24 protein-coding genes are annotated in these 25,315 nt (G+C 53.2%); 16 read left to right on the forward strand and 8 right to left on the reverse strand.

From position 1 onward, the window contains the following. Window positions 1–47: 47 nt before the first annotated feature. A complete protein-coding gene (locus tag ACLD11_RS01435; RefSeq protein ID WP_411014506.1) occupies window positions 48–1,406 on the forward strand; it encodes an MFS transporter in 1,359 nt (452 codons plus the stop codon). A 103-nt stretch (window positions 1,407–1,509) separates the two neighbouring features. Here ACLD11_RS01435 and pncA read toward each other — a convergent pair whose 3' ends face one another. The 3 genes from pncA to sppA all read right to left on the reverse strand — a co-directional run bounded on the left by pncA (window position 1,510) and on the right by sppA (window position 5,161). Continuing rightward, window positions 1,510–2,166, reverse strand: a complete 657-nt coding sequence (gene pncA / locus ACLD11_RS01440; protein ID WP_076726441.1) for a bifunctional nicotinamidase/pyrazinamidase — start codon at window positions 2,164–2,166, stop codon at window positions 1,510–1,512. A 26-nt stretch (window positions 2,167–2,192) separates the two neighbouring features. Next, complete coding sequence (ansA, locus tag ACLD11_RS01445) at window positions 2,193–3,209, reverse strand: asparaginase (protein WP_001170136.1); 1,017 nt, start codon at window positions 3,207–3,209, stop codon at window positions 2,193–2,195. Between the two features lie 95 nt (window positions 3,210–3,304). Next, window positions 3,305–5,161, reverse strand: a complete 1,857-nt coding sequence (gene sppA / locus ACLD11_RS01450) for a signal peptide peptidase SppA (RefSeq protein WP_001259884.1) — start codon at window positions 5,159–5,161, stop codon at window positions 3,305–3,307. Between the two features lie 173 nt (window positions 5,162–5,334). Here sppA and ACLD11_RS01455 point away from each other — a divergent pair, with 173 nt between their 5' ends. From ACLD11_RS01455 to topB, 3 genes are all read left to right on the forward strand, one after another. Beyond that, the gene (locus ACLD11_RS01455; RefSeq protein ID WP_108638181.1) at window positions 5,335–5,886 is read left to right on the forward strand and encodes an NAD(P)H nitroreductase; all 552 of its coding nucleotides are present in this window, start codon (window positions 5,335–5,337) and stop codon (window positions 5,884–5,886) included. Between the two features lie 117 nt (window positions 5,887–6,003). Beyond that, window positions 6,004–7,047 (forward strand): selenide, water dikinase SelD, encoded by a 1,044-nt coding sequence (gene selD / locus ACLD11_RS01460; RefSeq protein ID WP_001294888.1) that lies wholly within the window; start codon window positions 6,004–6,006, stop codon window positions 7,045–7,047. A 4-nt stretch (window positions 7,048–7,051) separates the two neighbouring features. Beyond that, window positions 7,052–9,001 carry a DNA topoisomerase III gene (gene topB, locus ACLD11_RS01465; RefSeq protein ID WP_411014443.1) on the forward strand — a complete coding sequence of 650 codons (1,950 nt, stop codon included), beginning with the start codon at window positions 7,052–7,054 and terminating at the stop codon, window positions 8,999–9,001. Between the two features lie 29 nt (window positions 9,002–9,030). Here topB and gdhA read toward each other — a convergent pair whose 3' ends face one another. Next, entirely contained in the window at window positions 9,031–10,374 is a 1,344-nt protein-coding gene (gdhA, locus tag ACLD11_RS01470; RefSeq protein ID WP_006558591.1) for an NADP-specific glutamate dehydrogenase, read from the reverse strand. A gap of 238 nt (window positions 10,375–10,612) precedes the next feature. Between gdhA and ACLD11_RS01475 the strand changes: the two genes are divergently transcribed. Continuing rightward, window positions 10,613–10,888 (forward strand): YnjH family protein, encoded by a 276-nt coding sequence (locus tag ACLD11_RS01475; RefSeq protein WP_001254683.1) that lies wholly within the window; start codon window positions 10,613–10,615, stop codon window positions 10,886–10,888. Here the strand turns inward: ACLD11_RS01475 and ACLD11_RS01480 are convergent. Together ACLD11_RS01480 and xthA are read right to left on the reverse strand one after the other, a co-directional pair. Then, window positions 10,848–11,264 (reverse strand): pyrimidine (deoxy)nucleoside triphosphate diphosphatase, encoded by a 417-nt coding sequence (locus tag ACLD11_RS01480; RefSeq protein ID WP_115286087.1) that lies wholly within the window; start codon window positions 11,262–11,264, stop codon window positions 10,848–10,850. The genes ACLD11_RS01475 and ACLD11_RS01480 overlap by 41 nt on opposite strands. A 72-nt stretch (window positions 11,265–11,336) precedes the next feature. Continuing rightward, window positions 11,337–12,143, reverse strand: a complete 807-nt coding sequence (gene xthA / locus ACLD11_RS01485) for an exodeoxyribonuclease III (RefSeq protein WP_000673951.1) — start codon at window positions 12,141–12,143, stop codon at window positions 11,337–11,339. A 445-nt stretch (window positions 12,144–12,588) separates the two neighbouring features. Between xthA and ACLD11_RS01490 the strand changes: the two genes are divergently transcribed. The 6 genes from ACLD11_RS01490 to spy all read left to right on the forward strand — a co-directional run bounded on the left by ACLD11_RS01490 (window position 12,589) and on the right by spy (window position 19,437). Beyond that, complete coding sequence (locus ACLD11_RS01490) at window positions 12,589–13,815, forward strand: aspartate aminotransferase family protein (protein ID WP_411014444.1); 1,227 nt, start codon at window positions 12,589–12,591, stop codon at window positions 13,813–13,815. Next, on the forward strand, window positions 13,806–14,840 hold the full coding sequence (astA, locus tag ACLD11_RS01495; protein WP_001263889.1) for an arginine N-succinyltransferase: 1,035 nt from the start codon (window positions 13,806–13,808) through the stop codon (window positions 14,838–14,840). Before ACLD11_RS01490 ends, astA begins: the two co-directional genes overlap by 10 nt. Then, complete coding sequence (gene astD / locus ACLD11_RS01500) at window positions 14,837–16,315, forward strand: succinylglutamate-semialdehyde dehydrogenase (RefSeq protein WP_411014445.1); 1,479 nt, start codon at window positions 14,837–14,839, stop codon at window positions 16,313–16,315. The genes astA and astD overlap by 4 nt, the downstream gene beginning before the upstream one ends. Continuing rightward, window positions 16,312–17,655: an N-succinylarginine dihydrolase gene (astB, locus tag ACLD11_RS01505; RefSeq protein ID WP_411014446.1), complete on the forward strand. Its 1,344-nt coding sequence runs from the start codon at window positions 16,312–16,314 to the stop codon at window positions 17,653–17,655. The genes astD and astB overlap by 4 nt, the downstream gene beginning before the upstream one ends. Beyond that, window positions 17,648–18,616 carry a succinylglutamate desuccinylase gene (gene astE / locus ACLD11_RS01510; protein WP_411014447.1) on the forward strand — a complete coding sequence of 323 codons (969 nt, stop codon included), beginning with the start codon at window positions 17,648–17,650 and terminating at the stop codon, window positions 18,614–18,616. Before astB ends, astE begins: the two co-directional genes overlap by 8 nt. A 335-nt stretch (window positions 18,617–18,951) precedes the next feature. Beyond that, window positions 18,952–19,437, forward strand: coding sequence for an ATP-independent periplasmic protein-refolding chaperone Spy (gene spy, locus ACLD11_RS01515; RefSeq protein WP_001229001.1), 486 nt, complete (start codon window positions 18,952–18,954; stop codon window positions 19,435–19,437). A gap of 74 nt (window positions 19,438–19,511) precedes the next feature. On the opposite strand, the gene cho is transcribed toward spy, so the two are convergent. After that, entirely contained in the window at window positions 19,512–20,393 is an 882-nt protein-coding gene (cho, locus tag ACLD11_RS01520; RefSeq protein WP_411014448.1) for an excinuclease Cho, read from the reverse strand. A gap of 120 nt (window positions 20,394–20,513) precedes the next feature. After that, window positions 20,514–21,341, reverse strand: coding sequence for an ammonia-dependent NAD(+) synthetase (nadE, locus tag ACLD11_RS01525; RefSeq protein ID WP_411014449.1), 828 nt, complete (start codon window positions 21,339–21,341; stop codon window positions 20,514–20,516). A 218-nt stretch (window positions 21,342–21,559) separates the two neighbouring features. Here nadE and osmE point away from each other — a divergent pair, with 218 nt between their 5' ends. The 5 genes from osmE to chbR all read left to right on the forward strand — a co-directional run bounded on the left by osmE (window position 21,560) and on the right by chbR (window position 25,214). After that, a complete protein-coding gene (osmE, locus tag ACLD11_RS01530; RefSeq protein WP_001039301.1) occupies window positions 21,560–21,901 on the forward strand; it encodes an osmotically-inducible lipoprotein OsmE in 342 nt (113 codons plus the stop codon). A gap of 300 nt (window positions 21,902–22,201) precedes the next feature. Continuing rightward, window positions 22,202–22,522, forward strand: coding sequence for a PTS N,N'-diacetylchitobiose transporter subunit IIB (gene chbB, locus ACLD11_RS01535; RefSeq protein ID WP_000412161.1), 321 nt, complete (start codon window positions 22,202–22,204; stop codon window positions 22,520–22,522). Between the two features lie 82 nt (window positions 22,523–22,604). Continuing rightward, window positions 22,605–23,963 carry a PTS N,N'-diacetylchitobiose transporter subunit IIC gene (gene chbC, locus ACLD11_RS01540; protein WP_000073067.1) on the forward strand — a complete coding sequence of 453 codons (1,359 nt, stop codon included), beginning with the start codon at window positions 22,605–22,607 and terminating at the stop codon, window positions 23,961–23,963. A gap of 50 nt (window positions 23,964–24,013) precedes the next feature. Then, window positions 24,014–24,361 carry a PTS N,N'-diacetylchitobiose transporter subunit IIA gene (gene chbA / locus ACLD11_RS01545; RefSeq protein WP_079944263.1) on the forward strand — a complete coding sequence of 116 codons (348 nt, stop codon included), beginning with the start codon at window positions 24,014–24,016 and terminating at the stop codon, window positions 24,359–24,361. Between the two features lie 10 nt (window positions 24,362–24,371). Next, window positions 24,372–25,214 carry a transcriptional regulator ChbR gene (gene chbR, locus ACLD11_RS01550; protein ID WP_079944262.1) on the forward strand — a complete coding sequence of 281 codons (843 nt, stop codon included), beginning with the start codon at window positions 24,372–24,374 and terminating at the stop codon, window positions 25,212–25,214. The last annotated feature ends 101 nt before the right edge of the window (window positions 25,215–25,315 follow it).

The raw sequence follows: 25,315 nt of genomic DNA on the forward strand, positions 1-25,315 counted from the left end.
GCCGCGAGACAATAATTTATTATTTTGCTGCGTTAGAGGCCATCCAGATGGAAGACAATGATCATATCGGTGCCAGACTAGACCGCTTACCTTTATCTCGGTTTCATTTTCGTATTTTTGGAATAATTAGTTTTGGCCTGCTATTAACGGGGTTTTTGAGTTACTCAGGGAATGTGGTTCTGGCCAAATTGATAAACAATGGCTGGTCGAATAATTATCTTAATGCCGCGTTCACATCGGCACTGATGCTTGGCTATTTTATTGGTTCGCTTACCGGCGGTTTTATTGGGGATTACCTGGGGCGTCGAAAAGCGTTTCGCATTAATTTGTTGCTTGTGGGTATCTCCGCAACGGCTGCCGCATTTGTTCCCGATATGTACTGGCTGATTTTCTTTCGTTGTCTGATGGGGACAGGCATGGGGGCATTGATTATGGTTGGATATGCTTCTTTTACCGAGTTTATCCCTCCCGTTGTACGAGGAAAATGGTCCGCGCGCCTCTCTTTTGTAGGGAACTGGTCACCGATGCTGTCTGCGGGAATTGGCGTAGTGGTCATTGCGTTTTTAAGCTGGCGGATGATGTTTCTTCTTGGTGGGATCGGGATGTTGCTGGCGTGGTCTCTTTCAGGAAAGTACTTTATCGAATCGCCCAGGTGGTTAGCAGGTAAAGGGCGGCAACGCGAGGCTGAACAGCAGCTTCTCATGATTGAATCGCAAATAGAAAAAGAAAAAAGTATTATTTTGCCGCCGCATCAGGAAAGCAATAAATCCATGGAGTCGCGCTTTGAAAACGGTACATTCTGGCTACTATTCAAAGGACAAATGCTGCGGCGCACGTTAGTGGCGATCACGGTATTGATTGCGATGAACATTTCGCTTTATACCATTACGGTATGGATCCCGACAATTTTTGTGAATTCAGGAATTGATGTTACAAAGTCCATTTTCATGACCGCCATCATTATGATTGGCGCGCCGGTGGGCATATTTATCGCCGCGCTCATTATTGATCATTTCCCCAGACGGTTATTTGGTTCGCTGTTGCTTATCGTTATTGCGGTAGTAGGATATTTTTACTCAATACAGACTGAGGAATGGGCCATTCTGGTTTATGGACTAGTCATGATTTCCTTTCTGTATATGTACGTCTGCTTTGCCTCAGCGGTTTACGTTCCCGAATTATGGCCTACGCACCTTAGACTACGTGGATCGGGTTTTGTGAATGCGGTAGGGCGGATTGTCGCTGTCTTTACCCCCTACGGCGTGGCGGTTTTATTGACCCGCTATGGATCTGTCACCGTTTTTGTTGTGCTGGGTATGCTGCTGGCGGCGTGCGCGCTGATATTATTTTGTTTTGGCATTGAAACGAGAAGAGTTTCGTTAGAAGCGCTCTCCAGCCTGCGTTGAGCTTTGCCAGGTAGCGATGCTGGCGTGACGTATCCGGCCTCAAAGATCTATGCAATGGTCTCATCGTTGCGTGATGTATTGACCGGATACGATACCTGCTCCGCTACCTGGCGACAGCCTGGCCCTGCGTCTCTTCCCAGTCTGCCAGCGTATACAGCGTCGCGCCTGCCTCCGCCATCTCCATAAACGCGTGTGCGCTATCCTGCGGGTGAATATTCACGCCGCGACAGCCATCGGTGATAACGTTAACGGCATAGCCCAACTCTAGCGCATCCAGCACCGTAAATTTTACGCAGTAATCGGTCGCCAACCCCATCACGATAAGCTCGGTAACGTCATGCTCGCGAAGCCAGGTATCAAGGGTAGTTTTCTGCCGATGTTCGTTGTCAAAAAACGCGCTGTAGCTATCAATCAGCGGGTTTTCACCCTTATAGATGCAGGCGTCAATCGCATGTTGGTTAAGCAGGGGATGTAACGCCGCGCCGTCGGTATGTTGAACGCAGTGATCCGGCCAGAGCGTTTGCGGCAGCCCGTCCAGCTTTCCCTGACTATAGGGTTCCGCCTGATGCTGGCTGGCGAAGCTGCCATGCTGCGCGGGATGCCAGTCCTGGCTGGCCAGCACCGGAATCTGCCGGGGCTGGCACCAGTCAATAAGAGCGTTGGCGATGTCGATGGTGCTGTCGCCTTCCGCTACAGCCAGCGCGCCGCCGGCGCAAAAGTCATTTTGCAAGTCTACCAGTAATAAGGCCCGGTTTGTCATTATCTTCTCCTTGTCGTCGGGATTTTTTAATCATCCGGCGTCAATTCACCACGCAAGTTTTGCGCCATCGCGCTACGAATCGCCTGAGTGTCCAGACCCTGGCTTAACAAATAATGCAGTTTGGTTAAGGTGGCTTCGACGGTCATATCGGCACCGCCAATCACGCCAGCGTGCGCCAGCGCATTACCGGTAGCGTACCCGCCCATATTGACTCGCCCTGACATGCATTGCGTCAGGTTAACCACCACGATGCCGCGCGAACTGGCCTCTTTCAGCTCCTGTAAAAACGCTTTATTTTGCGGCGCGTTGCCTACGCCATAAGAGCGCAGAATCAGCGCTTTTACCGGCTGACGCAGAAAGTTACGTACTACCTCGGCGGAAATCCCCGGATAAATCGTCACTACGCCTATCGGCTGCGGCGTAATAGGGTGAACGATTAATTCACCAGAACCGTAGGGCGCGGGAGGCGTATTTAAACGGCGAATGTGAATTCCTGCTTCCAGCAAGGGCGGCAGATTAGGAGAGGCAAAAGCGTCAAAACCATCCGCATGGGCTTTGGTCGTGCGATTGCCGCGGAACAGACGATTATTAAAAAACAGCGTTACTTCATTAACAGGATAGTTGGCGGCGACATAAAGCGCATTCAGCAAATTAATTTGCCCGTCGGAGCGCAGCTCAGCCAGCGGAATTTGTGACCCTGTCACAATAACCGGTTTACCCAGATTTTCCAGCATGAAAGAGAGCGCCGATGCGGTAAACGCCATCGTGTCGGTGCCGTGCAGAATAACAAAACCGTCATACTCATCGTAGTGCGCTTTGATATCTGCAGCGATATGCTGCCAGTCTTCCGGCGTCATATCTGATGAATCCATCAGCGGGGCATATTCATGGATGGTAAAATCCGGCATCTCCGGGCGGTGGAATTCTGGCATCAGCGCCAGCTGGCGCTGAAGGTGCCCGGACACCGGGATATACCCTTTATCTGAGCGCTGCATACCGATAGTACCGCCGGTATAGGCAACGTAAATTGATTTCTTTTGCATGATAATGTTCAGTCGTGTCGCGAAGGACGTATTAATGATTATCGGATGGCGGCTATGGGCAGACGCCGCCATCCGGTATGGCTATTGATGAAGCATTAGCGAACGTTCGCGCAAGTCAAACAGAACGCATAACGGTTTTGCGGATCGTTAAATGCCGCCAGTTTATCCCCCTCGGCCTTCACCGTGTTGGCGGCGGAAACGAGCGGCGCCGGGAGCATCGCCTGAATGGCCTCCGGCAGCATGGCGCGTACAGATCCGGTCATACTGTCCATGACCATATCAAGGACCGTCGGCTCGTCCTGATAGTAATCAAGATGCCACTGTTTCAGTTTCGCCAGCTCCGCCGCTTTGGCGACAGCGTCGTCAAAGTCGCCGAGACTGTCCACCAGACCATTGGCTTTCGCGTCTTCTCCGGTCCAGACATGGCCTTGTGCGATTTTATCAATTTGCTCCGGCGTACGCTTACGCGCGTCTGCCACCAGCGTGATAAAGCGTTTGTAGCCGTACTCAATACTGAGTTGCATCATCTGCTGCACTTCCGGTGACAGTGCTTTGGTCATCGAAATATCCGCCAGCGGCGAGGTGGAAACGCCGTCGCTGTGTACGCCAATCGACGACAGGCTGTTTTCTACCGTATTGATGACGCCGAAGATGCCAATTGAACCCGTCAGCGTGCTGGGGCTGGCCACGATATAGTTTGCCGGCGTAGAGATCCAGTAACCGCCGGAGGCCGCCATACCGCCCATTGAGACCACCACCGGTTTGCCAGCCGCTCTTGCCGCCGCCAGTTCGGCGCGGATAACTTCGGAGGCGTTGACGCTACCGCCTGGACTATTGACGCGCAGCACAATCGCTTTCACTTTAGGATCAAGGCGTGCGTCGCGGATCTGCGATGCCGTAGTGTCGCCGCCGACATTCCCTGGCGTTTCTTCGCCATCCATAATCGCGCCATTGGCGAAAATAACCGCAATAGTACCGCCGGTATCCGCAGGCGTTTTCAGCGAATAATCGTAATAGCTGATCGCGCGATAGTTATTTTCGGTTTTGCTCCAGCCAAACTGCTTCGTCAGCGCTTTTTCAACATCTGCGCTGGAGGCGAGGGCGTCCACCAGTTTATGGTCGAGCGCATATTTGGCGGTGTCGCCGCCCACGCTGGTTAACCCGTCGATAATAGCCTGCGCGCCGGGGAAGAGTTGTTGCGGCGAAATCTGGCGATTGGCAGAAACGGTATGCAGGTAGTTCTGCCACAGTTCGCCTATCCAGCGGCTGTCGGCCTCGCGGGCGGCGGGCGACATATCGTCGCGGATAAACGGCTCGACGGCGGATTTATAGGTGCCGACCCGGAAAACGTGGGTAGAGACTTTCAGTTTATCCAGCAGCGTTTTGTAGTACAGGCCATTCGTAGCGAAGCCGTGAAGATCTACCTGACCCTGTGGGGAAAGCCAAATTTTATTGGCGAAACTGGCGAGGTAATACTGACCCTGGCTGTAGTTTTCACCCACGGCGAAAACCGGTTTGCCGCTATCGCGGAATTCGCGCAGCGCTTTACCGATATAGCGCATTGACGGCTGATCGGCACCGGTGAAGTTTTTCAGATCCAGAACGATACCCGTGATGTTACGGTCATCTTTCGCCTGACGAATAGCGTTGACGATGTCAAACAGGGAGTTTTCCTGCAGACGGTCGGAGCTGGCGCCAAATAACTGGCGTCCCAGCGCGCCCAGACGGTGATTGGTGGAGGGTTTATCCACAATGACGCCGGAAATATCCAGCAGCAAAGCGCCGCGCGCCGTTTGCTCACTGTTGCTGCCGTTACCGATCTGCATCCAGATCCCAACGCCCACCAGAACCAAAAAAATAAAGAACAGGTTGAGTACCATTTCACGGACGAGGTTCAACACTCGCCACGTCCATTTAAAAAATCCGGCAATAAATCGCCACAGGGTTCGCATGTATTCTCCCTATCTGAGTAACAACGCTTGTACCTTGGTGAGGATAAAGCATTAAGATGTGGCTATCGTAATGACCCATCAGGCAGTTGTCAGCAGGAATCACTGCCTGCGCTGTAACAAAATCCGCTCCCGTGTTAATTTTGTGAATAAATATCATTGCTGGAGTTAATCAAATGGATGCACTAGAACTGCTGGTCAACCGTCGTAGCGCCTCTCGTCTCGCAGAACCGGCGCCTGTCGGAGAGCAATTACAGAACATTCTGCGGGCGGGAATGCGTGTTCCCGATCATAAATCTCTACAGCCGTGGCGTTTTTTTGTGATTGAAGGAGAGGGGCGCGACCGCTTCAGCGCCGTGCTTGAACAAGGCGCTGTCGCTGCCGGGGGCGATGAGAAAGCGATCGAAAAAGCGCGTAATGCACCGTTTCGCGCACCGCTGATCATTACCGTGGTGGCGAAATGCGAAGAAAACCATAAGGTTCCCGTGTGGGAACAGGAGATGTCTGCCGGATGCGCGGTGATGGCGATGCAAATGGCGGCGATTGCGCAAGGGTTTAATGGTATCTGGCGTAGCGGTGCATTAACGGAGAGCGCTATCGTGCGGGAAGCCTTTGAGTGCCGCCCGCAGGATAAAATTGTTGGTTTTCTCTATCTCGGCACGCCGCAGCTCAAAGCGTCAACGACGATCAGTACCCCCGACCCCACGCCGTTTATGCGTTATTTCTGACGCTGAGGGATAAAACTGTCTGGATTCTGAGCAAAGGCGCGGTAATTCAGACAGTGATACTTACCACATCAGGGAATGAGCGCTACCATAGCGCGAATGCAATGACAGGAGATGTCCATGAGCGAGCAAGCCATTCGTTTAACGCAATACAGCCACGGCGCTGGTTGCGGTTGTAAAATTTCCCCTAAAGTGCTGGAGACTATCCTGCATAGCGAGCAGGCGAAGTTCGTCGACCCGAATCTGCTGGTGGGTAATGAAACCCGCGATGATGCGGCGGTTTACGATCTGGGTAATGGCACCAGTATTATCAGCACCACCGACTTCTTTATGCCGATAGTCGACAACCCGTTTGATTTTGGCCGCATTGCGGCAACAAACGCCATCAGCGATATTTTTGCGATGGGCGGCAAACCGATTATGGCGATCGCGATCCTTGGCTGGCCGATTAATACCCTGTCGCCCGATATTGCGCGTGAAGTGACCGAGGGGGGGCGCTTTGCCTGCCGTCAGGCCGGTATCGCGCTGGCGGGCGGACACTCGATTGACGCCCCGGAGCCGATCTTTGGTCTCGCGGTCACAGGCGTGGTGCCGACCGAACGGGTGAAGAAAAACAGTACCGCGCAGGCGGGATGCAAACTCTTTCTGACCAAACCGTTGGGGATTGGCGTGTTGACCACCGCCGAGAAAAAATCGCTGCTTAAACCTGAACATCAGGGGCTGGCGACGGAAGTCATGTGTCGGATGAACATTGCTGGCGCGGCGTTTGCCAATATCGACGGCGTAAAAGCCATGACTGACGTTACCGGTTTTGGCCTGCTGGGGCACCTGAGCGAGATGTGCCAGGGCGCAGGCGTGCAGGCGCTGCTTTGCTATCAGGACATCCCTAAACTGCCGGGCGTGGAAGAGTATATTGCCCTGGGCGCCGTACCGGGCGGCACAGAGCGCAACTTCGCCAGCTATGGTCATCTGATGGGCGACATGTCGCGTGAAGTTCGTAGCCTGCTGTGCGATCCGCAAACGTCAGGCGGTCTGTTGTTGGCGGTAACGCCGGACGCCGAAGACGATGTTAAAGCCACTGCGGCGGAATTTGGTATCGATCTGACCGCGATTGGTGAACTGGTCGAGGCCCGCGGCGGTCGCGCTATGGTTGAGATTCGTTAACCTGATGCGGTTGTTTATTGCCGAAAAACCGAGTCTGGGGCGCGCCATTGCGGATGTGCTGCCAAAACCGCACCGTAAAGGCGATGGTTTTATTGAGTGCGGAAACGGGCAGGTCGTCACCTGGTGTATTGGTCATTTGCTGGAACAGGCGCAGCCGGATGCGTATGACAGCCGTTATGCGCGCTGGAATCTGGCTGACCTGCCTATCGTGCCGGAAAAATGGCAGCTTCAGCCTCGTCCTTCCGTCACCAAACAGCTCAATGTGATTAAGCGCTTTTTGCATCAAGCCGGTGAAATTATTCACGCCGGCGACCCGGATCGCGAAGGGCAGCTTCTGGTTGATGAAGTGCTGGATTATCTCCAGCTTCCTGCCGAAAAGCGCCAGCAGGTGCGGCGTTGTCTGATAAACGACCTTAACCCGCAGGCGGTCGAGCGTGCTATCGACAGGCTGCGAGCGAACAGCGACTTCGTGCCGCTGTGCGTCTCCGCGCTGGCGCGAGCGCGAGCGGACTGGCTGTATGGCATTAATATGACCCGCGCTTACACGATCCTGGGCCGGAATGCCGGCTATCAGGGCGTGTTATCCGTGGGACGCGTGCAGACGCCGGTACTGGGGCTGGTGGTGCGGCGAGACGAAGAGATTGAGAACTTCGTCGCCAAAGACTTCTTTGAAGTGAAGGCGCACATCGTTACGCCTGCCGACGAGCGTTTTACCGCTATCTGGCAGCCGAGCGAGGCGTGCGAACCTTATCAGGATGAAGAGGGGCGCTTGCTTCATCGTCCGCTGGCGGAGCATGTAGTGAACCGAATCAACGGTCAGCCCGCGCTGGTAACCAGTTATAATGATAAACGGGAATCAGAATCCGCGCCGCTGCCGTTTTCGCTCTCGACGCTACAGATTGAAGCCGCTAAACGCTTTGGCCTGAGCGCGCAAAACGTGCTTGATATTTGTCAGAAGCTATATGAAACCCACAAACTGATTACCTATCCGCGTTCCGACTGCCGTTATCTGCCGGAAGAACACTTTGCCGGACGGCAGGCGGTCATGAACGCGATTAGCGTCCACGTCCCGGATTTACTGCCGCAGCCTGTGGTTAATCCTGATACGCGCAATCGCTGCTGGGATGACAAAAAAGTGGATGCGCACCACGCGATTATCCCGACGGCGCGCAGTTCTTCTGTCCATCTGACGGAAAACGAAGCGAAAGTGTACACCCTGATTGCGCGTCAGTATCTGATGCAGTTCTGCCCGGACGCGGTGTTTCGTAAATGCGTTATTGAACTGGAAATCGCCAAAGGGAAATTTGTTGCCAAAGCGCGTTTTCTGGCGGAGGCCGGTTGGCGGACGTTACTGGGCAGTAAAGAGCGCGACGAGGAAAACGACGGTACGCCGCTGCCGGTTGTCGCCAAAGGTGATGAGTTGCTGTGTGAAAAGGGGGAAGTGGTCGAACGCCAAACCCAGCCGCCGCGTCATTTCACTGATGCGACATTGCTTTCCGCGATGACCGGAATTGCCCGCTTCGTGCAGGATAAAGATCTGAAAAAGATCCTGCGCGCGACCGATGGGCTGGGGACGGAAGCCACGCGCGCCGGGATTATCGAACTGCTGTTCAAACGTAGCTTTCTGACCAAAAAAGGGCGCTATATTCATTCTACCGATGCTGGCAAAGCGTTAATACATTCGCTACCGGAAATGGCGGCCCGTCCAGATATGACCGCGCACTGGGAATCTGTTTTGACGCAAATCAGCGAAAAGCAGTGCCGTTACCAGGATTTTATGCAACCGCTGGTCGGCACGTTATATCAGCTGATCGAGCAGGCTAAGCGCACGCCGGTGAAGCGCTTCAGAGGGATAGTCGCGCCAGGCGGCGGAGAAAAGAAAAAGAGCGCGCCGCGCAAGCGAGCGGGCAAGAAAAGCCCGCCTGCTGAGGAGACAGGCCGTCAGACCGAATAAGCGTAAAGCTATCTGGCCTGACGACGGGATTAAATGACGCCCTGCGCCAGCATGGCGTCGGCGACTTTCACGAAACCGGCGATGTTGGCGCCCTGAACGTAGTTGGTATGCTTATTATCGCCGCCGTACTCGACACAGGCGTGGTGGATGTCCAGCATAATGTGATGCAGACGGGCGTCCACTTTCTCGGCTTTCCAGCTCAACCGCGCGGCGTTCTGCGCCATTTCCAGCCCTGATGTCGCCACGCCGCCCGCGTTGGCGGCTTTACCCGGCGCAAACAGTACGCCCGCCTCAAGGAAGAGATCGGTCGCTTCAATCGTGGTTGGCATATTTGCCCCTTCCGCCACGGCTTTTACGCCATTGGCAATCAGTACACGCGCGGCGTCAACGTCCAGTTCGTTCTGCGTCGCGCATGGCAGGGCGATATCCACCGGTACGCTCCAGGGCTGCTGGCCTTCCAGATAGGTTAAGCCAAACTCACGGGCGTAGTCAGCGACGCGACCGTCACGGCTGGCTTTAATTTCACACAGACGCGCCAGCTTCTCTGGCGTGAAGCCACTTTCATCGACCACTGTCCCGCTCGAATCCGACGCGGTAACCACGCGCGCGCCAAAGGTCATCGCTTTCTCAATGGCGTATTGCGCGACGTTGCCGGAGCCGGACACGGCGACGCGCATCCCTTCGAAACCGAGACCATGACGTTTAAGCATCGCTTCGGTGAAGTAGACCAGGCCATAGCCCGTCGCCTCCGGGCGAATCAGGCTGCCGCCGAAGGAAAGCCCTTTGCCGGTGAAGACGCAGGCGCTGTTATTGGAAAGCTTGCGCATCATTCCCGCCATAAAGCCCACTTCGCGCCCGCCCACGCCGATATCCCCGGCAGGCACGTCGGTATCCGGCCCTAAATGGCGATACAGTTCAGTCATCAGCGCCTGGCAGAAACGCATCACTTCGCCTTCGCTTTTCCCTTTCGGATCGAAATCGCTGCCGCCTTTACCGCCGCCCATCGGCAACGTGGTGAGGGCATTTTTAAAGGTTTGCTCAAAGCCGAGGAACTTAAGGATGGAAAGGTTTACCGAAGGATGGAAGCGCATACCGCCTTTATAGGGGCCGATAGCAGAGTTGAACTGCACGCGCCAGGCGCGATTTACCTGCACCTGGTTTTTGTCGTCCAGCCACACTACGCGAAACTGGATTACGCGCTCTGGTTCAACCAAACGTTCCAGTAAAGACATGTGGCGGTAACGGGGGTTTTGTTCAAGAAACGGCCACAGGGTGGTCATGACTTCACGGACGGCTTGCGCGAACTCGGTTTGATGCGGGTCGCGCTTTTGTACATGGTTGAGGAATGATTCCAGAGAACATGTCTGATCCATAGATATAAAAACCTCTTATATATTAATGTGGTTGTATTTGCGTTTTATCAGAATATATATTTGCAGTTTTCGACTATACCATCAGCAATGTGACGGTAAGCAAGAAAAAAATGACGCTGCTAAGTAAATTCATAACGGGGCGAGGGTCATAACTAAAAGCGATGACAAAAGAGGATTAAAGTTTTCACGGCGGCTTACCGTTATACTGAGAATATACTTTGAAAAATAAGGAAATCCTATGCGCCGAAGCCTCGTGGTCGCCGTGATGGCGATAATGCCAATGGTCGGGCTGGCAAACCAGAACAGTCGTCCTGATATTCAGGTGAATGTCCCGCCGGAAGTTTTCAGCACGCGCGGTCAGTCGTCCCAGCCCTGCATTCAGTGCTGCGTTTACCAGGATCAGAATTACTCTGAAGGCGCGGTAATAAAAGTGGAAGGCGTCGTGCTCCAGTGCCAGCGTGACGAAAAAACCATCAGCACGAATCCGTTAGTCTGGCGTCGCGTAAAGCCATAAACGCCTGCAATAGCGGAATATCCGCCGGGGCGAGGGGGTACTCCAGCGCCTCTTCCGGCGTACACCAGGCTAATGCCTGATGTTCCAGCGCACGTATCAGACCGTTAAACGCAGGCACATGCCAGGCGTGCAAATGAATTCGTCGGCCAGACACGTCGCGTTGATGGCTGGCGATATAGACGCCGGGCGTGGCGTCAATCCCTAACTCTTCGCGTAGCTCGCGGACAAGCGCCTGCGGCTGGGTTTCGCCGGGTTCGACTTTACCGCCGGCAAACTCCCAAAAACCGGCTTGATCCGCATGACCTGGGCGCTGGGCCAGCAGAATTTTGCCGTCGCGTTCAATGATGGCGGCAACAACATCGAGTTTTTTTATCATTGTCGTTAAGATCGTTATTCCTGCCGGGAAGCGTCGCGCTATCCCGGCCTTACGGTTAATCAGAAAGCGAAATCAAACACGAAACGTCGCCCAGACCGGCGCATGGTCGGAGGGTTTTTCCATACTGCGAATGTCGTAGTCTATACCGGTTTCTGCGCAACGTTCCGCCAGCGGAGCGCTCGCCAGCAAGAGGTCGATACGCAGTCCGCGATTATCCACGAAACCTTTTGAGCGGTAATCAAACCACGAAAATTTATCCATCGTTTGCGGATTCGCCTCACGGAACGTGTCCACTAATCCCCACTTCAGTAACCGCGACATCCATTCACGCTCCTCCGGTAGGAAGGAGCATTTACCGGTACGCAGCCAGCGTTTGCGGTTCTCTTCGCCGATGCCAATATCCAGATCGGTTGGGCTGATATTCATGTCGCCCATAATTAATACCGGATTATCGCACTTGAGTTCCGTTTCAAGATAGTTCTGCAAGTTCTGGTAAAACTGCGCTTTCGCGGGGAACTTCAACGGATGATCCCGGCTTTCCCCCTGCGGGAAATAGCCGTTAATGACGGTGATATTACCCAGCGGCGAGGGGATTTCCGCCATGATAATGCGGCGTTGCGCCTCTTCGCCATCATCCGGGAAACCGCGTCTGACGGAAATGGGCGTGGCTTTTGTTAGCAGCGCGACGCCGTAATGGCCTTTTTGTCCATGATAGAAAACGTTATAGCCCAGCTTCGCGACCTCTTCGAGCGGGAACATTTCGTCGTGGACTTTTGTCTCCTGTAGACCGATCACATCGGGCTGGTGTTTTTCGACAATCGCTTCAAGCTGATGGGGACGGGCGCGCAGGCCGTTGATATTAAAAGAGACAAATTTCATAGTCACTGCCACTTTGCAAGATGAATCGTGTTGGGATGGTAGCAGAAATTTTACCGGGTGACTGCCACTCATCGTCAGATTCGGCCAATGGAAGCATATGGTGTTTTCTATAGTGCGAAAATGGTACGGTTTGCGTGCAGATGCGCCAGAACGGGGCGGTAATTTCCAGTAAATTTCGTATAAGATCACAATTCCAGAATTATATTTGGCAACTGAATAATATTTCGCTTTTTCCTCTTTTTAGCCACCGATTATGCGGGAATATTCACTTTTCATGCAGTAAAAGTGAATATCGCTACGCTGTAACCCATTGATTTACCGTCTATCACTTCTGTTTATGCAATTTTAACGCTGGCTGGCACGAATGCTGCAATCTACATTTACAGTGCAAACACTCATATTAATTAACATATAAATAACTTTATTTTTACCAAAAGAGGTCGCTATGTCTCTGTCAATTACGCGCGAAAACTTTGATGAATGGATGGTGCCGGTATATGTTCCCGCGCCTTTTATTCCTGTACGCGGAGAAGGCTCACGCCTGTGGGATCAGCAGGGGAAAGAGTACATTGATTTTGCTGGCGGGATCGCGGTCAACGCCTTGGGACATGCGCATCCGGCGCTGCGCGAGGCGTTAAATGAACAGGCGAATCGCTTCTGGCATACCGGGAACGGTTACACCAATGAACCGGCGCTGCGACTGGCGAAAAAACTGATCGACGCGACCTTCGCCGAACGCGTTTTCTTTTGTAATTCAGGCGCTGAAGCAAATGAAGCAGCATTAAAACTGGCGCGCAAATATGCCCACGATCGTATCGGCAATCATAAAAGCGGCATTGTGGCCTTTAAAAACGCGTTCCATGGTCGCACGCTCTTTACCGTCAGCGCTGGCGGTCAACCCACCTATTCACAGGACTTTGCGCCGCTGCCGCCGGATATTCGTCATGCAGCCTATAACGATCTGAACTCCGCCAGCGCGCTAATTGATGACAATACCTGCGCCGTGATCGTAGAGCCTGTGCAGGGCGAGGGCGGCGTGATCCCCGCCACAAAAGCTTTTTTGCAGGGGCTGCGTGAATTGTGCGACCGGCATCAGGCGTTACTGATTTTTGATGAGGTGCAGACGGGCGTCGGACGTACCGGCGAACTGTATGCATATATGCATTATGGCGTTACGCCCGATATCCTGACGACTGCTAAAGCGTTGGGCGGCGGCTTCCCGATCGGCGCGATGCTGACCACGCAAGACTATGCCAGCGTCATGACGCCAGGCACGCATGGCACCACCTACGGCGGTAATCCGCTGGCGACGGCAGTTGCCGGAAAAGTACTGGATATCATCAATACGCCGGAGATGCAAAACGGCGTCAGACAGCGCCACGATGCGTTTATTGAACGCCTAAATACCATTAATGTACGTTTTGGCATGTTCAGTGAAATTCGCGGGCTGGGGCTACTGCTTGGCTGTGTGCTACAGACGGAGTTTGCCGGAAAAGCCAAACTCATCGCCCAGGAAGCGGCAAAAGCAGGCGTGATGGTGCTCATCGCCGGCGGCGACGTGGTGCGTTTTGCGCCAGCGTTAAATGTGAGCGACGAGGAGATAGCTACCGGGCTTGATCGTTTTGCCCTCGCGTGCGAACGCCTTCAGACGGGAGGCGCATCATGCGGGTGATTCGTCCTGTCGAACATGCGGATATCGCCGCGCTGATGCAGCTTGCAGGCAAAACGGGCGGCGGCTTAACCTCGCTACCGGCAAATGAAGCGACGCTGGCGGCCCGCATTGAACGCGCGCTAAAAACCTGGTCCGGTGAGCTGCCAAAAGGCGAGCAAGGGTATGTATTCGTTCTCGAGGACAGTGAAACGGGTGAGGTTGGCGGGATCTGCGCCATTGAGGTCGCGGTCGGCCTTAACGACCCCTGGTATAACTATCGTGTCGGTACGCTGGTTCATGCCTCCAAAGAGCTGAATGTATATAACGCGTTGCCAACATTATTCCTGAGTAATGATCACACTGGCAGCAGTGAGCTTTGCACGCTGTTTCTCGATCCCGAATGGCGTAAAGAGGGTAACGGCTACCTGTTGTCAAAATCGCGCTTTATGTTTATGGCCGCGTTTCGCGATAAATTCAATGAGAAAGTGGTGGCGGAAATGCGAGGCGTCATTGACGAGCACGGCTATTCTCCCTTCTGGCAAAGTCTCGGCAAACGCTTTTTTTCTATGGATTTCAGCCGGGCGGATTTTTTATGCGGTACCGGGCAAAAAGCGTTTATCGCCGAGCTGATGCCCAAACATCCTATTTATACCCACTTTTTATCTGAAGAGGCACAGGCCGTGATTGGCGAAGTCCACCCGCAAACGGCGCCAGCCCGCGCGGTGCTGGAAAAGGAAGGTTTTCGCTATCGCCACTATATCGACATCTTCGACGGTGGGCCGACGCTGGAGTGTGATATTGACCGCGTGCGGGCCATTCGTAAAAGCCGACTGGTGGAAGTCGCGGAAGGGCAACCCGCGCCTGGCGACTATCCGGCATGTCTGGTCGCCAATGAAAACTATCACCACTTTCGGGCCGCGCTGGTGCGTGCCGATCCGCAGACTTCACGACTTGTACTTACCGCCGCGCAGTTGGATGCGCTGAAATGTCGCGCGGGCGACCACGTTCGACTGGTACGCCTTTGCGCTGAGGAGAAAACCGTATGACGCTATGGATAAACGGCGACTGGATAACCGGTCAGGGCGAACGCCGCCGCAAAACGAATCCGGTGAGCGCGGAGATACTTTGGCAGGGGAATGACGCTAATGCGGCACAGGTCGCCGAGACCTGTCAGGCGGCGCGCGCGGCGTTTCCTCGCTGGGCCAGACAGCCTTTTGCGGCACGACAGGCTATCGTAGAGAAATTTGCCGCCCTGCTGGAGGCGCATAAAGCCGAGCTCACGGAGGTCATCGCGCGTGAAACCGGTAAACCGCGCTGGGAGGCGGCGACGGAAGTGACGGCGATGATCAATAAGATTGCCATCTCGATTAAGGCTTACCACGCCAGAACAGGCGAACAAAAAAGCGAACTTGTCGATGGCGTCGTGACGTTGCGCCATCGTCCTCACGGTGTGCTGGCGGTATTCGGCCCTTATAACTTTCCCGGCCATTTACCGAATGGCCATATTGTGCCCGCGTTGCTGGCAGGCAATACGCTGATTTTCAAACCTAGCGAGCTAACGCCATGGACCGGGGAAACGGTAATAAAACTCTGGGAACGGGCGGGGCTACCGGCAGGCGTTCTTAATCTGGTGCAGGGCGGCCGGGAGACCGGACAAGCGCTGAGTTCGCTCGACGATCTCGACGGACTGCTGTTTACCGGCAGCGCCAGTACCGGATATCAGCTTCATCGCCAGCTATCCGGCCAGCCGGAAAAAATACTGGCCCTTGAAATGGGCGGAAACAATCCGCTCATTATTGAGGATGTGGCAAATATAGATGCGGCGGTACATCTGACGCTGCAATCGGCGTTTATTACCGCCGGACAGCGCTGTACCTGCGCGCGACGCCTTCTGGTAAAACAGGGTGCGCAGGGAGATGCATTTCTGGCGCGGCTGGTTGACGTCGCCGGACGTCTGCAGCCCGGCAGATGGGACGACGATCCGCAGCCGTTTATCGGCGGACTGATTTCAGCGCAGGCGGCACAGCATGTGATGGAGGCCTGGCGTCAACGAGAGGCATTAGGCGGTCGCACGCTACTGGCGCCGCGGAAGGTCAAAGAGGGAACCTCTCTGCTGACGCCTGGCATCATTGAGCTGACGGGCGTCGCGGATGTGCCGGATGAAGAGGTGTTTGGTCCGCTGCTGAACGTCTGGCGTTATGCGCATTTCGATGAGGCGATTCGTCTGGCGAATAATACCCGTTTTGGTCTGTCGTGTGGGCTGGTGTCGACGGATCGCGCGCAGTTCGAACAGCTCTTGCTGGAGGCGCGGGCAGGGATCGTTAACTGGAATAAACCGCTCACCGGGGCAGCGAGTACTGCGCCGTTTGGGGGTGTCGGCGCGTCTGGCAACCATCGGCCCAGCGCCTGGTATGCCGCCGATTATTGCGCCTGGCCGATGGCCAGTCTGGAATCTCCCGAACTAACGTTGCCTGCGACATTAAGCCCCGGCCTCGACTTTTCTCGCAGGGAGGCGGTATGACGGCGCATGAAGTTAATTTTGACGGGCTGGTGGGGCTTACGCACCATTATGCCGGGCTATCCTTCGGCAATGAGGCATCGACCCGCCACCGTTTTCAGGTGTCGAATCCTCGTCTGGCGGTAAAGCAGGGGCTGCTAAAGATGAAGGCTTTGGCGGATGCCGGCTTTCCCCAGGCGGTGATCCCGCCGCATGAGCGGCCTTTTATTCCGGCGTTGCGTCAGCTCGGCTTCACGGGTAGCGATGAGCAGATTCTGGATAAGGTTGTGCGTCAGGCGCCACGCTGGCTTTCCAGCGTGAGTTCCGCGTCGCCAATGTGGGTTGCGAATGCGGCGACGGTTTGCCCATCGGCAGACGCGTTGGACGGGAAAGTTCACCTGACGGTGGCGAATTTAAACAATAAATTTCATCGCGCTCTTGAGGCGCCTGTTACCGAAGCGCTGCTACGCGCCATATTTCGCGATGAAAGTCAGTTTTCAGTGCATAGCGCGTTACCGCAGGTCGCATTATTGGGAGATGAAGGCGCGGCGAATCATAACCGTCTTGGCGGCGAGTATGGTTCGGCAGGCGTGCAGCTTTTTGTCTATGGGCGCGAAGAGGAGAATGAAATACGACCCGCTCGTTATCCGGCGCGCCAGAGCCGCGAAGCCAGCGAGGCTGTGGCGCGTCTTAATCAGGTGAATCCGCAACAGGTTATCTTCGCTCAGCAAAACCCGGAGGTCATCGATCAAGGCGTATTCCATAATGATGTCATCGCCGTTTCGAATCGACAGGTATTGTTTTGTCACGAAGCGGCGTTTGCCCGGCAGGAAATGCTCATTAATCAGTTGCGTACGCGCGTTGACGGTTTTATGGCGATAGAGGTGCCCGCCGGCGAGGTTTCTGTATCAGATGCTGTGGCGACCTACCTGTTTAATAGTCAGTTGCTAAGCCGTGACGACGGCTCAATGCTGTTAGTGCTGCCGCGGGAATGTCAGGACCATGTCGGCGTCTGGCGTTATCTGAATAAGCTGGTGGCGGAGGATAACCCCATCAGCGCGATGCAGGTGTTTGATTTGCGAGAAAGTATGGCCAACGGCGGCGGCCCGGCCTGTCTGCGATTACGCGTGGTGTTAACAGAAGAAGAACGACGGGCGGTGAATCCAGCGGTAATGATGAATGACGCTCTGTTTACGGCCCTTAACGCGTGGGCGGATCGTTATTATCGCGATCGCCTGACCGCCGCCGATCTGGCCGATCCGTTATTATTGCGAGAAGGCCGGGAGGCGCTGGATGTGTTAACGCGTCTGTTGGATTTGGGGTCGGTTTATCCTTTCCAGCAAACGGGGGCGGCTGATGGATAACTTTCTGGCGTTGACGCTAAGCGGCACGACACCACGGGTGAGGCAGGGGAAGGGCGCGGGTTTTCGCTGGCGCTGGTTAGGCCATGGTCTGCTTGAACTCACGCCCGATGCGCCGGTCGACCGCGCGTTAATTCTTTCTGCGGGGATACACGGCAATGAAACCGCGCCGGTAGAGATGCTGGATAAGCTGCTGTCGGCGCTGTATTCAGGCAGCTTGACGTTAACGTGGCGAGTGCTGGTGGTACTCGGCAATCCGCAGGCGCTGGCGGCGGGAATACGCTACTGTCACAGCGATATGAACCGTATGTTTGGCGGGCGTTGGCAGTCCTTTGCCGAAAGCGATGAAACGCGGCGGGCGCGTGAGCTGGAGCTAAGTCTGGAGACCTTCTTTTCATCTGGCCAGGCGCGGGTACGCTGGCATCTGGATCTGCATACCGCCATTCGTGGCTCGCATCATTTGCGTTTTGGCGTATTGCCGCAGCGCGACCGCCCGTGGGAGGCGGATTTTCTGGCGTGGCTGGGCGCGGCAGGACTGGAGGCGTTGGTATTTCATCAGGCGCCCGGCGGTACGTTTACGCACTTTAGCTCTGAACATTTCGGCGCGCTTTCCTGTACGCTGGAGTTGGGAAAGGCGTTGCCGTTTGGGCAAAACGATCTGACGCAGTTCAATGTAACCTCGCAGGCGTTGTCGGCGCTGCTGAGCGGTGTCGAAACGTCAACCTCGTCTTCGCCGCCGCTACGCTATCGGGTGGTGTCGCAAATCACGCGTCACAGCGACAAGTTCGCGCTTTATATGGATGCGCAAACGCTGAATTTTACTGCCTTTACAAAGGGAACGTTGCTGGCCGAGGAGGGGGATAAGCGCGTGACGGTGACGCATGACGTTGAATATGTTCTCTTTCCTAATCCCTCTGTCGCCTGCGGATTGCGGGCTGGATTAATGCTGGAAAGACTGCCTTGATAAATGTCCCTGTAAGCTCACGTTAGGGTTACAGGGATGATTTGGGACACAGTTTCATGCTATTACGGATTATTCCTGGAGAATTGCTTTATTAATAAGCGTTGCTGCGTTATAGTTCTGCATAATTTCTGCTATAGCATGCTGTTGTATATTTCTCTTTCAACTCTACGCAATTTATTCTTTTTTTCTTCACAATTGGCGAAAAAGTGTTTTTTATACTTTCATTGTTTTACCATTGTTATGACTAATTGACGCTAAGACGGTTAAAGTTAATCACGACAACACGGCGCTGTTTTAAATATGCCGTAAAAATAACTGAAAGGAAGGATGGAAATATGCGTAAACTGACTGCTCTATTTGTTGCCTCTACCCTGGCGATGGGTGCTGCGAATCTGGCTCATGCCGCCGAGACTACCACCGCCGCGCCAGCGGATGCGAAGCCAATGATGCAGCATAAAGGTAAATTTGGCCCACATCACGATATGATGTTTAAAAACCTGAACCTGACAGACGCACAGAAGCAACAAATTCGCGACATTATGAAAGCGCAGCGCGAGCAAATGAAACGTCCGCCGCTGGAAGAGCGTCGCGCCATGCATGATATTATTGCCAGCGATACCTTCGATAAAGCCAAAGCCGAAGCGCAAATTACGAAAATGGAAGCGCAGCGCAAGGCCAATATGCTGGCGCATATGGAAACCCAGAATAAAATTTATAACGTTCTGACGCCGGAGCAGAAAAAGCAATATAACGCTAATTTTGAGAAGCGTCTGACAGAACGCCCGGCGCAAGAAGGTAAAATGCCTGCTGCGGCAGAATAACTTTCCGCATAATTTAAGACCGCCGGTCTTGTCGACAACACAATCGTTGAGGTGGACAGGATCGGCGGTTTTCTTTATGACTGGCGACAGTCGGTGTGCAGTTCAATGATCTCATATTGACCTGACATTAGTGGCTTACAGAGAATTTTATAGCCATCCTGATCAAAGCCCGCAGGGGTGCGCACCAGGGTGGCGGCCTCATCCAGCGAGGGTACCGCCCCCAGCCATAACCAGTTGTTGATAATGTGGAACTGGGTCATTTGTGGGCAGCTCTCTTTTAACGCGATAGCGCCTTTCCAGGGCCAGCAAACTACACGTAACCGTTCCAGCGAGGCCTGCAGACGAAGAAAATGCGCCTGCGGGGTTTCTTGCCCACAACACGCGCCAGCGCAGCGCTTCAGAGCGAAACGAAAACAGGCGCGCCCACGGCTTACCGATTCAAGCCCCAGCAGGCCATAACACAATTTTTGTTCATCGGCGAGATTCTGTAAGCTTTGCAGCGCTGCCCGACGGTTGGCGAAGAGCCCAAACAGGTTCGGCTCATGGGAAAAATCGACGCTGCGGGCGGAAACGACCTCAATCTTTTGTTCGCTCAACTGTAGAGAGCAAAGCTGGCGATTACGACGTAACCGCTTGTTAAACAGCGGCTGTTGTTCTTTGATCAGCCGCGCCTCCAGCAGCAACGCGCCCATTTCCCCAGCGGTGCAGATCCAGCTTATCCGCCGCGCCTGTCGCAGCATCGCGGCCTCGTCAGGCGTTCGCAGATGTGAGAGCACCCGGCTGCGGATATTTACGCTTTTACCGATATAAAGCGGCAGCGTATCGCTTTCGCTATGAAATATATAGACGCCCGGTAAGGCTGGCGCTTCGCTGAGGAAAGGACGTAAATGTTCTGGATATTCGTAAATGGCCGCCGCTTCAAACTCAAGGCGGGGGGCTGATTGACGCCGTACCACAGTGATCTCCGTTAACTGGTTATTCATCCAGTATAACAGCGGATGGGTGATTAAAAAAGAGGCTGGAAAGAGAGGAGGCCGGATAGACGAGCGATATCCGGCGCAACAGTAGAAGTACGCTTACTTTTTCCAAAAGTCGTCGAATACAGTAATCGGTAAACGGCGCTTATGTTCAGTTTTTACATACCAGCCTTCGATAGTTTTAGCGATGGCGGGGTCCAGCGTTTTGCCTTCCAGGTAATCGTCAATATTGTCATACGTTACGCCCAGCGCGGCTTCATCAGGCAGTGAAGGGCGGTCGTCTTCCAAATCGGCGGTGGGGACTTTTTTATACAGATGCTCAGGACATCCCAGCGCTGCGAGAAGCTGTTTGCCCTGGCGTTTGTTAAGGCGATGAAGTGGGTTAATATCGGTACCGCCATCGCCATATTTGGTGAAGAACCCGGTTATCGCTTCCGCCGCATGGTCGGTGCCCACCACGACGCCGTGAGTCATACCGGCGATGCTATATTGCGCTTTCATTCGCTCACGCGCTTTTTCATTGCCGCGAACAAAATCGCTCAGCTCAATTCCCGCTTCGCGCAGCGCCTGTTCGCTGGCGAGGACGGCGCCTTTAATATTGACGGTGAGTACTCTGTCCGGCCGAATAAAAGCAATGGCGTCCTGGCAATCCTGTTCATCGGCCTGCACGCCATAAGGCAGACGAACGGCGATAAACTGCAGCGCATTATCACCGGTCTCTTCCCGCAATTCGGCGATAGCCATCTGGCTGAGTTTCCCGGCCAGCGTCGAATCCTGCCCGCCGCTGATGCCTAACACCAGCGATTTCAAAAAGGGATAGGTTTTCAGGTACGCTTTAAGAAAATCCACGCTGCGGCGAATTTCTTCTTCAGGGTTGATATGCGGTTTCGCGCCAAGCGCCTGGATTATCTCTTGCTGCAGAGTCATTTAACCCCCTTCGACATTAAAAAAATGAATCTTTACCCTGTTAAAGCTACCCCTTCGCCGCTGAAACGACAAGGTTTGGCGGGCTAAGCGGTGTTTAAAACAACATGTCGCTGCGTTAGAGAATTTTCCGAAAGGCTTTTTGTGGCGAGGCGCGGCTTGAAAAATGTTCTGATGTATTCCAGGCTTACATAACACGCTGATAAACAAGAGGACGGAAAATGAACAAGAACGTAGCAGGAATTTTAAGCGCAGCGGCGGTAATGACTATGCTGGCAGGCTGTACGGCGTATGATCGTACAAAAGACCAATTTGTTGAGCCTGTCGTTAAAGATGTTAAAAAAGGAATGAGCAGGGCGCAAGTTGCGCAGATTGCGGGCAAACCGTCATCTGAAGTGAGCATGATTCATGCGCGCGGTACCTGTCAGACCTACATCCTGGGTCAACGTGATGGTAAAGCGGAAACCTACTTTGTTGCGCTGGATGATACCGGGCACGTGATTAACTCTGGCTATCAGACCTGTGCGGAGTACGACACTGACCCACAGGCGCCGAAGCAGTAACAACTGTACATTGCCTGAACATTCAAGGAAACCGGCCTGCGAGCCGGTTTTTTTGTGCCTGCAATAACCTTATTTATTATCGCGAATTATTTACCCGAAATGTGAGGGGGGTCATAACGCCAGGTCAATGAGAGACAATTTAGTGGGTCAAGGAAATACCATCCGGCGGTCCGATCCCGTATACTCATTTCAGCCACCTAAAAAAGTAAATCCGGTTACGCAAGTCGCCCAGAGTATGGATGCAGGTTGAGGCTTGCGGCGTATCTGGTTGACAGATAATCGCACATGAGGAAGGTTTTTATGGAAAAGAAACACATTTATCTGTTTTGTTCTGCGGGCATGTCAACGTCGTTACTGGTATCAAAAATGCGCGCTCAGGCTGAAAAATATGAAGTGCCGGTGATTATTGAAGCATTCCCTGAAACCCTGGCCGGTGAAAAAGGCCCGGCAGCGGACGTCGTGTTACTAGGCCCGCAAATTGCTTATATGCTCCCTGAAATTCAGCGTTTATTACCCGGTAAACCGGTAGAAGTCATTGATTCAATGTTGTACGGCAAGGTAGATGGTTTAGGCGTGCTTAAAGCTGCGGTAGCGGCAATTAAAAAAGCCGCCGCGAATTAATTATTTTTTAATTTTTCCCGTCAAAGAGTTATTTCATACACTAACCGCAATATTTTATTGCGGTATTTAAGGGTATTTTTCTATGAGTAACGTCATTGCTTCACTTGAAAAGGTACTCCTTCCTTTTGCTGTAAAAATAGGAAAGCAGCCACACGTTAATGCAATCAAGAACGGCTTTATTCGTTTAATGCCATTAACCCTTGCGGGGGCGATGTTTGTATTAATTAATAACGTTTTCCTGAGCTTTGGGGAGGGGTCGTTTTTTTATTCCATGGGCATTCGGCTTGATGCCTCAACCATTGAAACTCTTAATGGATTGAAAGGCATCGGCGGGAACGTCTATAACGGCACATTGGGCATTATGTCGCTCATGGCACCATTTTTTATCGGCATGGCGTTGGCGGAAGAGCGCAAGGTTGATGCGCTGGCCGCCGGACTGCTCTCCGTGGCGGCATTTATGACCGTAACGCCGTATAGTGTCGGCGAGGCCTATGCCGTAGGCGCTAACTGGCTGGGCGGCGCGAATATTATCTCCGGTATTATTATTGGCCTGGTGGTCGCGGAGATGTTTACATTTGTTGTCCGGCGCAACTGGGTGATTAAACTACCGGACAGCGTACCGGCTTCGGTGTCTCGTTCATTCTCAGCATTAATTCCCGGCTTTATTATTCTCTCTATTATGGGGATTATTGCCTGGGCGCTGTCTAATTACGGTTCTAACTTCCATCAGATCATTATGGACACTATCTCTACGCCGCTGGCATCGCTGGGTAGCGTGGTAGGGTGGGCATATGTCATTTTTGTACCGCTGCTGTGGTTCTTTGGTATTCATGGTTCGCTGGCACTGACCGCGCTGGACAGCGGCATCATGACGCCCTGGGCGCTGGAAAACATCTCTATTTACCAGCAGTATGGCTCCGTCGATGCGGCACTGGAAGCCGGTAAAACGTTCCATATCTGGGCGAAACCGATGCTGGATTCTTATATCTTCCTCGGTGGTAGCGGCGCAACGCTGGGTCTGATCATCGCTATCTTCCTGGCATCCCGTCGCGCGGACTATCGCCAGGTGGCAAAACTGGCGCTGCCGTCAGGTATCTTCCAGATTAACGAACCCATCCTGTTTGGCCTGCCGATTATTATGAACCCGGTGATGTTTATCCCCTTCATTCTGGTACAGCCGATTCTGGCGGCGATTACGCTGGTGGCTTACTATTTGGGTATTATTCCGCCGATTACCAATATTGCGCCGTGGACCATGCCAACCGGGCTGGGGGCGTTCTTTAACACCAACGGCAGTGTCGCCGCGTTGCTGGTTGCGCTATTTAACCTGGCGGTCGCTACCCTGATTTATCTCCCCTTCGTGGTGGTGGCTAACAAAGCGCAGAACGCCATCGAGCAGGAAGAAAGCGAAGAAGATATCGCTAACGCACTGAAATTCTAAACTCCGCGCCGGCATGGGATGCCATGCCGGGCTGAATCAGAGGAAAGACTATGTTTGATCTTGAAAATGTTGTAGATAACCAGACAGCGGCTGAGGAACTCGAAGAAGTCGTTATGGGGCTTATCATCAATTCTGGTCAGGCGCGCAGCCTGGCATATGGCGCGCTCAGAAAAGCGAAAGAAGGCGATTTTGAGGCGGCGAAAGCGATGATGGACCAGTCGCGCATGGCGCTCAATGAAGCGCATCTTGTGCAGACAAAACTCATCGAAGGCGATCAGGGCGAAGGCAAAATGAAAGTCAGTCTGGTCCTGGTTCACGCTCAGGATCATTTGATGACATCAATGCTGGCTCGTGAACTGATTGCTGAGTTAATTGAGCTCCATGAGAAACTGAAATAACAGGGGGCGGATGATGCAGCTACAGGTTAACGCAACGGAAATCAAAACGGTTTATGAGCAGCAGCTCTTCAATGGCAAAAATTTCCATGTGTTTATCTATAACAAGACGGAAAGCGTCACCGGGCTGCATCAGCACGACTACTATGAATTTACCCTGGTATTGACCGGACGTTATTACCAGGAGATCAACGGGAAGCGTGTGCTGCTGGAACGTGGAGATTTTGTTTTTATCCCGGTGGGGTCGAATCACCAAAGTTTCTATGAGTTTGGCGCAACGCGTATTCTGAACGTAGGAATTAGTAAACGTTTTTTTGAACAGCATTATCTTCCGTTACTGCCGTTTTGTTTTGTGGCATCGCAGGTATACAGGGCGAATAGCACCTTCCTTACCTATATTGAAACGGTGATTGCGTCGTTGAATTTTCGCGGCAATGGGCTCGACGAATTTATCGAAGTGGTGACATTTTATATTATAAACCGCTTACGTCATTACCGCGAAGAGCAGGTTTATGATGATATCCCACAATGGCTGAAAGCCACCGTGGAGATAATGCACGATAAATCGCAGTTTGGCGAACATGCGCTGGAAAATATGGTGCGCCTGTCGGCAAAATCCCAGGAGTATCTAACGCGCGCCACCCGACGTTATTACAGCAAAACGCCGATGCAAATCATTAATGAGATTCGCATTAATTTTGCCAAGAAACAGTTGGAAATGACCAATTATTCGGTTACGGATATTGCTTATGAAGCCGGGTATAGCAGTCCAAGTCTGTTTATTAAAACGTTTAAGAAGATGACCTCATTCACGCCGAATAGTTATCGGAAGCGATTGACGGAAATTAATGAGTAACGGTTTGCATTGCTCGATTAGTTACATTTCACGCTTGCCCCAATAGCAGGGGAACGTCACGCTATTTCTTACGAGCGGGCATAGCGTAATACATATCAGTG

This window comes from Salmonella sp. 741265116_PST, assembly GCF_046567715.1.
In the GTDB taxonomy this organism is placed as follows: Bacteria; Pseudomonadota; Gammaproteobacteria; order Enterobacterales; family Enterobacteriaceae; genus Salmonella; species Salmonella enterica.

What these genes read in the sequence shown, in the direction of transcription:
- ACLD11_RS01435 (WP_411014506.1), top strand. Translation starts at nt 48, where the DNA reads ATGGAAGACAATGATCATATCGGTGCCAGACTAGACCGCTTACCTTTA.
- pncA (WP_076726441.1), bottom strand. Translation starts at nt 2,166, where the DNA reads ATGACAAACCGGGCCTTATTACTGGTAGACTTGCAAAATGACTTTTGC.
- ansA (WP_001170136.1), bottom strand. Translation starts at nt 3,209, where the DNA reads ATGCAAAAGAAATCAATTTACGTTGCCTATACCGGCGGTACTATCGGT.
- sppA (WP_001259884.1), bottom strand. Translation starts at nt 5,161, where the DNA reads ATGCGAACCCTGTGGCGATTTATTGCCGGATTTTTTAAATGGACGTGG.
- ACLD11_RS01455 (WP_108638181.1), top strand. Translation starts at nt 5,335, where the DNA reads ATGGATGCACTAGAACTGCTGGTCAACCGTCGTAGCGCCTCTCGTCTC.
- selD (WP_001294888.1), top strand. Translation starts at nt 6,004, where the DNA reads ATGAGCGAGCAAGCCATTCGTTTAACGCAATACAGCCACGGCGCTGGT.
- topB (WP_411014443.1), top strand. Translation starts at nt 7,052, where the DNA reads ATGCGGTTGTTTATTGCCGAAAAACCGAGTCTGGGGCGCGCCATTGCG.
- gdhA (WP_006558591.1), bottom strand. Translation starts at nt 10,374, where the DNA reads ATGGATCAGACATGTTCTCTGGAATCATTCCTCAACCATGTACAAAAG.
- ACLD11_RS01475 (WP_001254683.1), top strand. Translation starts at nt 10,613, where the DNA reads ATGCGCCGAAGCCTCGTGGTCGCCGTGATGGCGATAATGCCAATGGTC.
- ACLD11_RS01480 (WP_115286087.1), bottom strand. Translation starts at nt 11,264, where the DNA reads ATGATAAAAAAACTCGATGTTGTTGCCGCCATCATTGAACGCGACGGC.
- xthA (WP_000673951.1), bottom strand. Translation starts at nt 12,143, where the DNA reads ATGAAATTTGTCTCTTTTAATATCAACGGCCTGCGCGCCCGTCCCCAT.
- ACLD11_RS01490 (WP_411014444.1), top strand. Translation starts at nt 12,589, where the DNA reads ATGTCTCTGTCAATTACGCGCGAAAACTTTGATGAATGGATGGTGCCG.
- astA (WP_001263889.1), top strand. Translation starts at nt 13,806, where the DNA reads ATGCGGGTGATTCGTCCTGTCGAACATGCGGATATCGCCGCGCTGATG.
- astD (WP_411014445.1), top strand. Translation starts at nt 14,837, where the DNA reads ATGACGCTATGGATAAACGGCGACTGGATAACCGGTCAGGGCGAACGC.
- astB (WP_411014446.1), top strand. Translation starts at nt 16,312, where the DNA reads ATGACGGCGCATGAAGTTAATTTTGACGGGCTGGTGGGGCTTACGCAC.
- astE (WP_411014447.1), top strand. Translation starts at nt 17,648, where the DNA reads ATGGATAACTTTCTGGCGTTGACGCTAAGCGGCACGACACCACGGGTG.
- spy (WP_001229001.1), top strand. Translation starts at nt 18,952, where the DNA reads ATGCGTAAACTGACTGCTCTATTTGTTGCCTCTACCCTGGCGATGGGT.
- nadE (WP_411014449.1), bottom strand. Translation starts at nt 21,341, where the DNA reads ATGACTCTGCAGCAAGAGATAATCCAGGCGCTTGGCGCGAAACCGCAT.
- osmE (WP_001039301.1), top strand. Translation starts at nt 21,560, where the DNA reads ATGAACAAGAACGTAGCAGGAATTTTAAGCGCAGCGGCGGTAATGACT.
- chbB (WP_000412161.1), top strand. Translation starts at nt 22,202, where the DNA reads ATGGAAAAGAAACACATTTATCTGTTTTGTTCTGCGGGCATGTCAACG.
- chbC (WP_000073067.1), top strand. Translation starts at nt 22,605, where the DNA reads ATGAGTAACGTCATTGCTTCACTTGAAAAGGTACTCCTTCCTTTTGCT.
- chbA (WP_079944263.1), top strand. Translation starts at nt 24,014, where the DNA reads ATGTTTGATCTTGAAAATGTTGTAGATAACCAGACAGCGGCTGAGGAA.
- chbR (WP_079944262.1), top strand. Translation starts at nt 24,372, where the DNA reads ATGATGCAGCTACAGGTTAACGCAACGGAAATCAAAACGGTTTATGAG.